At 32.2% G+C, this 11363-nt stretch carries 9 protein-coding genes and 1 tRNA gene; 6 read left to right on the top strand and 4 right to left on the bottom strand.

Annotated features, from left to right (window positions below):
• On the top strand, positions 1-441 hold a 441-nt coding region (locus HY951_07500; protein MBI5539885.1), incomplete at its 5' end, for a hypothetical protein.
• A gap of 316 nt (positions 442-757) precedes the next feature.
• Here HY951_07500 and HY951_07495 read toward each other — a convergent pair.
• The 3 genes from HY951_07495 to HY951_07485 form a co-directional block, all read right to left on the bottom strand.
• A tRNA-His gene (locus HY951_07495) sits at positions 758-831 on the bottom strand.
• Between the two features lie 48 nt (positions 832-879).
• On the bottom strand, positions 880-3333 hold the full coding sequence (gene lon / locus HY951_07490; protein ID MBI5539884.1) for an endopeptidase La: 2454 nt from the start codon (positions 3331-3333) through the stop codon (positions 880-882).
• 109 nt (positions 3334-3442) lie between these two features.
• The gene (locus HY951_07485; GenBank protein MBI5539883.1) at positions 3443-4639 is read right to left on the bottom strand and encodes a GlmU family protein; all 1197 of its coding nucleotides are present in this window, start codon (positions 4637-4639) and stop codon (positions 3443-3445) included.
• A 216-nt stretch (positions 4640-4855) separates the two neighbouring features.
• Between HY951_07485 and porQ the strand changes: the two genes are divergently transcribed.
• The 5 genes from porQ to priA all read left to right on the top strand — a co-directional run bounded on the left by porQ (position 4856) and on the right by priA (position 11164).
• Positions 4856-5914, top strand: a complete 1059-nt coding sequence (gene porQ / locus HY951_07480) for a type IX secretion system protein PorQ (protein ID MBI5539882.1) — start codon at positions 4856-4858, stop codon at positions 5912-5914.
• Positions 5915-6010: 96 nt separating this feature from the next.
• Positions 6011-6691 carry a (d)CMP kinase gene (locus HY951_07475; protein MBI5539881.1) on the top strand — a complete coding sequence of 227 codons (681 nt, stop codon included), beginning with the start codon at positions 6011-6013 and terminating at the stop codon, positions 6689-6691.
• Between the two features lie 2 nt (positions 6692-6693).
• Positions 6694-7566, top strand: a complete 873-nt coding sequence (locus HY951_07470) for a 4-hydroxy-3-methylbut-2-enyl diphosphate reductase (GenBank protein MBI5539880.1) — start codon at positions 6694-6696, stop codon at positions 7564-7566.
• A 4-nt stretch (positions 7567-7570) separates the two neighbouring features.
• On the top strand, positions 7571-8551 hold the full coding sequence (gene pfkA / locus HY951_07465; GenBank protein ID MBI5539879.1) for a 6-phosphofructokinase: 981 nt from the start codon (positions 7571-7573) through the stop codon (positions 8549-8551).
• A 138-nt stretch (positions 8552-8689) separates the two neighbouring features.
• On the top strand, positions 8690-11164 hold the full coding sequence (gene priA / locus HY951_07460) for a primosomal protein N' (GenBank protein MBI5539878.1): 2475 nt from the start codon (positions 8690-8692) through the stop codon (positions 11162-11164).
• 2 nt (positions 11165-11166) lie between these two features.
• Here the strand turns inward: priA and HY951_07455 are convergent.
• On the bottom strand, positions 11167-11363 hold a 197-nt coding region (locus HY951_07455; GenBank protein MBI5539877.1), incomplete at its 5' end, for an MFS transporter.

The following is an 11363-nucleotide window of genomic DNA, read 5'->3' as shown; positions in this document are numbered from 1 at the left end:
TTGAAAGATCTGATGGTTAAGCTTAAATTAAAGGTGGAGATAAGAGATAATGCCTTGTTCTATAAAGATAAAAAACTCCAAACAAATTCACCTATCGATTTTAAGACTGCTAAATATAGCGTTGAGGCTATTATTCTTTTTAAAACTCAAGGTGCATTTGGAGACATAAAAGTATCAGGGAATTTCTTTACTGAGAAAAGGATAGCCTCATATTGGATTGACAAGAATGATACAAATAAAACAAATATTGATTTTGCATATTACAGTGACATTGACACAATTATTACAACTTTTTTGACAACATCATTGACTTATGCTTCATTCTTAGAAGTTAAAAAAATTAATGGTCAAAAATTTAAAGTATATGTTGATGCTGATAGCGCAGAAACTAGGGACTTCTTTAATTCTGCCATTGCTGAATGGATAAAAAATAGAAAATAAAACTACTGCTAATCCACGGTTAAAATATAGCAGGCTGTTCATCACGGCGAGCTTTAAGTATAAGCCTGCAAAATTTAACAATTTACATAAATATCAGCTTCACACAATAGGCTTCACTTCATAAAAAATTTCTCTCACGCGTATTAAAAGCACTATTTCAATTACAGCGCTAATTACAAAATTTTTTCACAAACGAAAATTGCAATTTTAAATTTTAATCCTGTATGTTTATAATTGGCAATAACTGACGCAGAATTGGCATCAGGCTGAAAACAAAAATCCCCAAGTACATATTATGTATTTGGGGATTTTTTTGGGTGGAAAATGGGATTCGAACCCACGACCCTCAGAACCACAATCTGATGCTCTAACCAACTGAGCTATTCCCACCATTTTGAGAATGCAAAATTATAAAAATATTTTTAATATAAAATTTGTTTATGCTAAGCTTATTGGATTTTTAACTTTTTCTTTCATTAAAGCATAATTTAAAACGTCTAAAACTGTTTTAACGTAATGAAATTTAAGTCCTTTTAAATATATTTTACTTATCTGTTCAACATCTTTTAAATTATCTGCCGATAAAATTATTTCTTCTATTCCGGCTCTTTTGGCTGCTAAAATTTTTTCTTTTATACCGCCAACAGGCAAAACTTTACCTCTTAAAGTTATTTCGCCGGTAAGTGCTATGTTTTTTCTTACTTTTCTTTGTGTAAGAGCTGAAGTTAAAGATGTTGCCATTGTAATTCCGGCTGAGGGTCCGTCTTTTGGAATTGCTCCCTCAGGAACGTGAACGTGAATGTTCCATTTCTCAAAAACCTCATTATTTATTTTTAAAGTATTGGCATGAGATTTTATATATTCTAATGCTATTACTGCAGATTCTTTCATAACATCACCTAAGTTTCCTGTAAGAGTTAAGTTTCCTTTTCCTTTACTTAAACTGGTTTCAATAAAAAGAATTTCGCCACCTACTGCTGTCCATGCCAAGCCTGTAACAACACCGGCAACTTCGTTTCCTTCATATTTGTCTTTTGAAAATTCTGCAGGACCTAAAATTTGTCTCAGTTGATCTACTGTTAAGCTAACTTCGTATTTTTGTTTGAATGCAATATTTTTTGCTATGTTACGAATAACCTTAGCAATTTTCTTATCTAGTGCTCGTACGCCCGATTCGCGAGTGTAATCTTCAATAATTAGTTCAATAACTTCTTTTGGAAAGCTTACCTGGTTTGCTTTTACGCCGTGTGCCTCCAACTGTTTTGGAATAAGGTGACGCTTAGCAATTTCAATTTTTTCTTCAACAATATATCCACTAACTTCAATCATTTCCATCCTGTCACGTAAAGCAGGATTTATGGTGTTTGTTTGATTTGCTGTAGCAATAAATAATACTTTAGAAAGATCGTAATCAGCTTCCAGATAATTATCGTGGAAAGCATTGTTTTGTTCAGGATCTAAAACTTCTAAAAGCGCAGCAGCAGGGTCACCTCTGAAATCTGTTCCTACCTTATCAATCTCATCTAGCATGAATACAGGATTTGATGACTTCATTTTTTTCAATCCCTGAATAATTCTGCCAGGCATTGCGCCAATATATGTTTTTCTGTGACCACGAACTTCAGATTCATCGTGTAAGCCACCAAGCGACATACGTACGTATTTACGTCCAAGTGCGCGTGCAACAGATTTTCCCAATGAAGTTTTTCCAACTCCCGGAGGTCCGTACAGACAAAGGATTGGAGCTTTCATGTCGCCTTTTAGTTTTAATACTGCAAGGTGTTCTAATATCCTGTCTTTTACTTTATCTAAACCAAAATGATCTTCGTTAAGAATATTTTGTGCTCGTTTAAGATTAAAATTATCTTTTGTAAATTCATTCCATGGTAAGTCAACCATAAGCTGCAAATAATTTACCTGTACAGAATATTCCGCAGCAGATGGATTCATTCGTTTGAATTTTTCCAGCTCTTTGTTAAAAACATCTGCAGTTTCTTTACTCCACTTTTTCTCAGCAGCTTTTTTCTTCATTTCTTCAACTTCCTGCTCAAAAGGATTACCTCCGAGTTCCTCCTGAATAGTCTTCATTTGCTGATGAAGAAGATATTCTTTTTGCTGTTTGTCTAAATCGGTTTTTACTTTTGACTGAATATCGTTTTTCAGTTCAAGCATCTGAACCTCTTTAATCAGCATTTCTAAAACCTGCATTCCGCGCTCTTTCAGATCATTTATTTCTAAAAGTTTTTGTTTGTCAGCAAGTTTTAAATCGCTGTTAGAACAAATAAAATTAATAAGAAAATATGCGTTTTCAATATTGCGTATTGCAAATGACGCTTCATTAGGTATATTGTTAGATAGTTTTACTATTTTTAATGTTAAATCTTTTAACGAAGAAACAATTGCATTATATTCTTTATCAGCTTTTTTAGGGCGCGTTTCTGCAATCTTTTTTACTTTGGCAGTAATATAAGGTTCGTCAGAAATCATTTCTTCTATTTCAAATCTTCCACGTCCTTGAATAATGACAGATGTGGATTCATCAGGCATCTCTAGAATTTTAATGATCTGAGCATATGTTCCGACTTTATTTAAATCTTTAAACTTTGGGTCTTCAATTTGTGAATCAATTTGTGCTACAGTTCCAAGCAATTTGTTATTTTTATTTGCTTCACGAATAAGTTTAAGTGATTTATCTCTGCCTACTGTTATGGGAATAACAACTCCAGGAAATAAAACAGTATTTCTTAACGGTAAAATTGGTAAATTGTCGGTATCACCTTCTTCATTTTTTACTTCGTTATCGTCATCAACAATAATTGGAAAGAAATCAGGGTCATCAGGTGATTGTGATGCCAGGTTATTTAATATTTCAATTTTATATTTTGAACTCATTTTTTTTAATTCTTTAATAAGCCATTTTGTCAGCTACTCGTTAATTTTAATAATGGCAGCTTATAAGTCAATTTTAATGCCAGTAGCAAACTGATTAAAGCACATAACTTTATTCAGACTGCATTTGTCTGTACTTCTCGGTGTATTCGTGAATCCATGCTAATATTTTTGTGTCAGTTTCGCTTAATTCAAGATTTCTTCGTGAAAATACAACTTTTGCAACTTCAAGTGATTTGTTTAGTTGATTTGTTGTGTACCCTGTTGATGGTCCACCCCATGAGAAAGAAGGAATGAAGTTTCTGTGAAAGCCTGCCCCAAAAAGATTTGCCGAAACCCCAACAACGGTTCCTGTATTAAACATCGTGTTTATTCCGCATTTAGAATGGTCGCCCATAATTAATCCTGCAAATAATAGTCCTGTGTTTGCAAATTGTTTGCGCGAATAATTCCACATTTTAACATTTGAGTAATTATTTTTTAAATTAGAGTTATTAGAGTCGGCTCCAATATTGCACCATTCGCCAATAACAGAATTACCTAAGAAACCATCGTGAGCTTTGTTAGTAAATCCGAAAATTACAGAATTATTAATTTCTCCACCAACCTTTGAATAAGGACCGATTGTAGTTGGTCCGTATATTTTTGCTCCTAGTTTTACAGCACTGTGTTCGCATAATGCAAATGGTCCGCGAATATTACTGCCTTCCATAATTTCAGAATCTTTGCCTATATATATACTTCCATTTGATGCATTTAGTGTTGAACATTCAATAATTGCACCTTCTTCAATAAAAATATTTTCTGGTATTATTAATTGGTTGGTATTGCTTGCTTTTTGGGATTTTCGTCCTTTGGTTATTAATTGAAAATCATTTTCAAGTTCAACACCATTTTTGGAAAATATATCGCAGAAATTTGATAAGTGAGGAGGGATATCTATTTCGCTTGTGTTACAAGAATGTTTTAAGGTTTCAATAAACTCGCATGTTTGATTTTTGTTCATTCTTGCAATAAAAATACGACCTTCATTAATGTATGCCATATTTTCAGGACAAGAAAAAGCAAGTTTACATAAATCTTTATCTGGTAATAGGCAGCTATTTATTAAAAGATTGTCATTCCCAATATTTATAGGGAATTTTTCTTGTAAATGAGCTCTGGTATGATAAGAAATATTATTTGTACTTAGTTTTTCCCATTTTTCACGAATAGTTAAAATACCGATTCTAATTTCAGAAACAGGCCTAGTAAAAGTTAAAGGAAGAAGTTCGTCCCAACTAAAATCATCGAAAAGAATAATATTCATAATAAAGATATATTTAAAGCAAACCTAAGAGATTTTTATGTGATTTGAAATGTTTTCATGTATAAACTTAATTAAATTTGTTTTTAAAATCAAAACGATTTTATTTTTAAAGCAATAAAAAATAAAACCCTCCGTTCTAAATTACCGTTTTATAATTATTGAAAATTACAAAATACTTTAACTATTAATTATATTTGAACTTTAAAAATTAGCTTAATGAAGCAACTTTTTTTATTTTATTTTATACTTTTAATAACAACCATGTCAGCGTTTTCGCAAATGGGCGGTGCAGGTGTTTATCAGTTTTTATATTTAACAAATGCACCAAGGGTTGCTGCTTTGGGTGGAAATAATATTACATTAAATGAGAGTGATCCTGCTCTAGCATATCAGAATCCTTCATTACTTAACGATAGCATGAGCAAGCATCTTGCATTAAACTATGTTAATTATTTTACTGATATTAATTATGGTTATGTAGGTTATGCTTTTAATGTGCCTAAATATGGAGAGGCATCAATAGGAATTCACCACATTAATTATGGGAAATTTGATGCAACTGATGAGGCTGGTGTAATTTCCGGAAAATTTTATGCGGCAGAATATGCTTTTAATTTAATGTTTAGTCGTGCAATTGATAGTTCTTTTAGAGTTGGAGTAAATATTAAACCTGTTTATTCAGTTTTAGAGCACTATAAGTCATTTGGCTTGGTAGCAGATGCAGGAATTTCATATACAAACAGGAAAAGACAATTATCAACAGCATTAGTAATAAAAAACTTAGGAACTCAAATTAAATCATATTATGCAGGACATCGTGAGCCTATAGATTTTGATATACAACTTGGCATAACAAAGAAACTAAAATATGCACCTTTAAGAATTTCAGTTACTGCACAACATTTAGAAAACTGGAAATTAACTTTTACTGATCCTAAACTGACTACTGCAAGTGCAGATTTAATAACAGGTGAAACAAAGGAAAAATCAAAACTTGCAAAAAATGGTGATGAATTTATGCGACATATAATTATTGGTGCAGAAATAATTCTTTCAAAAAGTTTTTATGTTGGATTGGGTTATAATTATCAACGAAGAAAAGAAATGCTTGTTGAAACCAGACCTTTTATGGTAGGAACCTCCTGGGGTTTTGGATTTAGAATATCTAAGTTTCATTTTAGTTATGCAAGAGCTTCTTATAATCTTGCAGGCGCTTCTAATATGTTTTCTATCAGTACAAATCTTGGTGATTTTTATAAAAAAGATTTGCAATAACGATTCTCTTAAAATTTTCTTGTAATTTTAGTTTTTTATTTTGCTTTACTATTTAAATAGTAATTGTAAGTTTATTATTAATGTTTTATTTTATTGATGAAAGATATAGTTGTTGCAGTTGATGGTTATAGCTCCTGTGGAAAAAGTACATTAGCAAAGGCAATTGCTTCCATGTTGGGTTATGTTTATATTGATAGTGGCGCAATGTATAGAGCTGTAACACTATATTGTTTAAGGTATGGTATTGTTAAAGATTCTGTAGTAAATCAGGATCTTTTGTTTAAGCATCTGAATAATATAGATATTCGTTTTCAGTTAAATGCATTAACATGTAAAAATGAAACCTGGTTAAATGGAGAAAATGTTGAAGATGAAATACGTAAATCAGAGGTAGCTTCAAACGTAAGTATAGTAAGTAAAATTCCTGAGGTTAGACAGAAATTGGTTGCTATACAGAGAAAAATCGGAGAAAATAAAAAGATTGTAATGGATGGGAGAGATATTGGAACTGTTGTTTTTCCAAATGCCGAATTAAAAATTTTTATGACAGCTGATCCGATGATAAGAGCTCAGCGACGAATGATAGAGATGAATGAAAAAGGAATACAGACCACATTAAATGAAATTGTTGAAAATATAAAGCAGCGCGATTATATTGATGAGAACCGTGATGTTAGTCCATTAAGAAAAGCTGAAAATGCAATATTGTTAGATAATAGTAATCTAAACCGCGAAGAGCAATTAGAGTGGATAATGCAAAAGATAAATCAACTTTGAGTATGGAAGTAGAAATAGATAAAAATTCTGGATTCTGTTTTGGAGTTGTATTTGCAATTAAAAAAGCTGAGGAAGAATTGCTGAAATATGGAAAGTTATATTGTCTTGGAGATATAGTTCATAACAATTTAGAAGTAGAACGATTAAAATCAATGGGACTTATAACAATTGACTATGATGAGTTTAAAAATTTACATGATTGTTCTGTTCTGATAAGAGCTCATGGAGAGCCACCTCAAACATATGAAATTGCTCAAAGAAATAACATTACACTTTTAGATGCAACTTGTCCGGTAGTACTTAGGTTGCAGCATCATATTAAAATAGGTTATAACGATATGGCATCTCAGGATGGGCAAATTGTTATTTATGGAAAAGAAGGACATGCAGAAGTAAACGGATTGGTTGGTCAGACAAATGGAAAAGCTATAGTTGTTGGTGATGTAAGTGAATTAAATAAAATAGATTTTTCAAAACCTATAACAATATTTTCACAAACAACTCAGAATAATGAAAGTTATAAAGAGATAATAAACGAAATTAAAACACGAATGGAAGAAATGGGTGGTGAGGTTATTCTTAATTCTCACGACTCAACATGCAGACAAGTATCTTCCAGACAAACCGAACTAAAGATATTTTGTGAAAAACATGATGTTGTAATATTTGTTAGTGGAAAAAAAAGTTCAAATGGTAAAGTGCTTTTTAAGGTGTGTCAGGAAGCAAATCCAAGAACTTATTTTGTGTCAGAATTAATTGAGGTTGACAAAGCCTGGTTTAAACAGAATGATACAGTTGGTATTTGTGGTGCAACATCAACACCTCGATGGTTAATGGAAAAAATTTCAGATGAAATAAAACAATTTAATTTATAATATTATGGGAAAAATTACAAACATTGGAGTACTTACATCAGGTGGTGATTCACCTGGTATGAATGCTGCTATCAGAGCTGTTGTAAGAGCTGGTATTTTTCACGGATTTAGAGTTTTTGGTATTCGTCATGGGTATCAAGGAATGATATTTAATCAGATAAAGGAGCTTAAATCGCACGATGTTGCAAACACTGTTCAGCGTGGTGGAACATTTCTGAAAACTGCCAGAAGTAAGGAGTTTATGACAGCAGAAGGAATGGAGACTGCATATCAGAATTTGAAACTAAATAATATTGATGCCTTAGTAATTATTGGTGGTGATGGTTCTTTTAGAGGCGCTTTAGAATTTAGCAATAAATATGATATTCCTTGTATTGGTATTCCCGGAACAATAGATAATGATATCTACGGAACCGACGATACTATTGGTTACGATACTGCGTTAAATACAGTTATTGAAGCTGTTGATAAAATTCGGGATACTGCAAGTTCTCATGAACGTTTGTTTTTTATCGAAGTAATGGGACGCGATGCTGGTTTTATTGCAATAAGAGCAGGCATAGCTTGTGGTGCAGAAGCTGTATTAATTCCAGAAGTTGAAACTCCTCTTGCAACTTTAAAGGAGCATTTAGAGAATGGGTTTAAACGAAAAAAATCAAGTAACATTATTTTAGTCGCCGAAGGTGAAAAAGCCGGAGGTGCATTTGAAATTGCTAAAGCGGTTGAAAAAGATTTTCACGATTATAGTGTTCGTGTAACTGTGCTTGGACATATACAAAGAGGTGGATCTCCATCTGCTTATGACCGTTATTTGGCAAGTCGTTTAGGTGCAGCTGCTGTTGATGCATTAATGGAAGATCAACGAAGTATTATGGTGGGCATTCAAAATCAACAGGTAGCATACGTCCCTTTCAGTAAATCAGTTAAAACTCATAAGCCAATAGATCCTAAATTGTTAGAACTTGTTGAGGTTCTAAATGTTTAAAGTGTGATTTTTATTAAGAATAAAGTAATTCTAGTTTAAAAATTTATTTTTAATAATTTTATAATATAAAGTAGCATTTATTACATATTTGTAATAGTGTTATGGTTACTTAATAATTTTTTTTTATTAGTTTTCTTAATGCCCACAAAACAAACTTTTACCGATGTTTTACTTCCGCTTGCTTTGCCGGGATATTTTACTTATTCTGTTCCCGAATCGTTAGTGAAATTGATAAAGCCAGGTAAGCGTGTTGTTGTTCAGTTTGGTAAAAAGAAATTATACACTGCAATAGTTTGCAATATTCATAACAACGAGCCTAAATTTGAGGTTAAAGATATTCTTCAGATTATTGATGCCAACCCTATAGTTAATCAGTTTCAGCTTACTTTCTGGCAATGGATCAGCATGTACTACATGTGTACACCTGGTGAAGTATTTAAAGCGGCTTTGCCATCAGGTCTTAAGCTTGAAAGTGAGTCTGTAATTCTTCCTGGTGAAAATTTCATGAATCATGGTGAATTACTGGACGATGAAACTATTGTTGTTGATTTATTAAAAGAACATGGGAGTATTGTTATAGAAGATGTAATTAAGGTAACCGAAAAGCGAAATGTATATATGCTAATTGGTTCTTTGGTTTCTAAAAAAATAATTGTTGTTGAGGAATCCCTTACTGAGCGGTATATCCCAAGATTTGAGGAATATATTTCAATTTCACCTGAGATAGAAAATGAAGAACATTTTAATTCTATATACGAAAAATTAAGTAAATCTCCGAAGCAGGCAGATGTTTTACTACTTTTTGCCGGATTATCAAAAATTTTCACTTCAGAACAAAAAAGTTTAAAGAAAACAGATTTCCTAAAACAGATTACTGGTGCTGCAAATGCTTTACGTGAACTGCAAAAGAAGAATATTTTAAGGGTATATGAAAAAGAAGTAAGCAGATTGTTTGATTTTTCTGAGGAAAATGCAGAGTTAGCTGAGCTAAATGTTATTCAGATAGAGGCTATAAACAATATTAGAAAATATTTTATTGAAAAGGATACGGTTTTGTTACACGGTGTTACATCAAGTGGCAAGACAGAAATTTATATACATTTAATAGATGAATATATAAAACAAGGGAAGCAGGTTCTTTATTTGTTGCCTGAGATTGCGCTTACAGGTCAGATAATAAACAGGCTAAGAAAAGTGTTCGGAAATTATGTAGGAATTTATCACAGTAAATTTAGCGATTCTGAAAGAGTTGAAACATATTTAAATGTTCTTCAGGAAAATCAAGCAAAAAATCCTTATAAAATTGTGCTTGGTGTTAGATCTTCAGTATTTTTACCGTTTAATAATCTTGGTCTTGTTATTGTTGACGAGGAACATGAAAATACCTATAAGCAATTTGATCCTGCACCAAGGTATAATGCAAGAGACAGTGCATTAATGCTTGCAAGAATGCATGGTGCAAAAGTTTTGTTAGGATCTGCAACTCCATCAATTGAAAGTTATTACCACGCGTTTGAAAATAGATTTGGTTTAGTTGAGCTTACTAAAAGATTTTTGGATATTAAAATGCCCTCGATGATAGTTGTTGATACCAAGGAAGCTCATAGGAAGAAACAAATGAAATCACATTTTTCACCTCAGTTACTTGATAGTATTAAGCAAACAATAGATAGTGGAAAACAGGTAATATTATTTCAAAATAGGAGAGGCTTTTCTCCATGGTTAGAGTGCAATGTTTGCAACTGGATTCCAGGTTGTCGTCATTGCGATGTAAAACTAACATATCACAAATACGAAAATAGGTTGATTTGTCATTATTGCGGCTTTTCAACAAATGTTCCTGCAACTTGTCCAGCATGTAATAGCTCAGGTGTCACAATGAAAGGTTTCGGAACCGAAAGAATTGAAGATGATTTATCAATTATTTTTCCTGAATATCAGATTGGACGATTGGATATGGATACAGCACGAACACGACGAAAAATAGATTTGATAATGGAAGATTTTGAAACAGGAAAAACTCAGATTCTTGTCGGAACGCAAATGATATCAAAGGGATTGGATTTTAATAATGTTGGATTAGTGGGTGTATTAAATGCAGATAATATGCTGAATTTCCCTGATTTTAGAGCAAATGAACGCAGTTTCCAATTAATGGCACAGGTAAGTGGAAGAGCTGGCAGAAAAGGAGAGAGGGGTAAGGTTATTATACAAACTAGTCAACCGGAACACCCAGTAATAAAGTATGTTATAGAAAATGACTATTTGTCATTATTTAACTGGCAGATTAATGAAAGGCAAAAGTATAATTATCCTCCGTTTGCTCGAATGATAGAATTTATTATAAAACATAAGCAGGAGGAGGTTGCTCAGACTGCAGCTTATAATTTCTCTATAATATTAAAAAAGATATTTGGAGGTCGTGTAATTGGACCCGAAAAACCTGTGATTTCCAAAATTCAAACCTTTTATATCAGACATATGATTTTAAAAGTAGAGAAAACAGTTGCATTACAAAAGGTACGTGATCTTATTTCTTCAGCTATTAGTGAACTAAAAACAGATCCGGCATTTAAATCAATTATTATTGTGTCTGATGTTGACCCAATGTAACATTATTGTTGATTTGCTAAATGTTTTTTCCCAACAAAAGATGAAAATACACCAATTGTACAAAGTACAGTAAAAACTATAAAAATTACTTGAGAGCTGTATATAAAACTATCAATATTTGAGTCGTTAATCTTTTGTTCACCAACAAAAATATGGACTGAAAGTGATGCAATAGCCATACTAAACACCATTCCAGTAG

Source organism: Bacteroidia bacterium (genome assembly GCA_016218155.1).
Classification (GTDB): Bacteria; Bacteroidota; Bacteroidia; order Bacteroidales; family GWA2-32-17; genus GWA2-32-17.
Note: the sequence above shows the minus strand (reverse complement) of the source record. Positions and strands in the feature narration are given on the sequence as shown.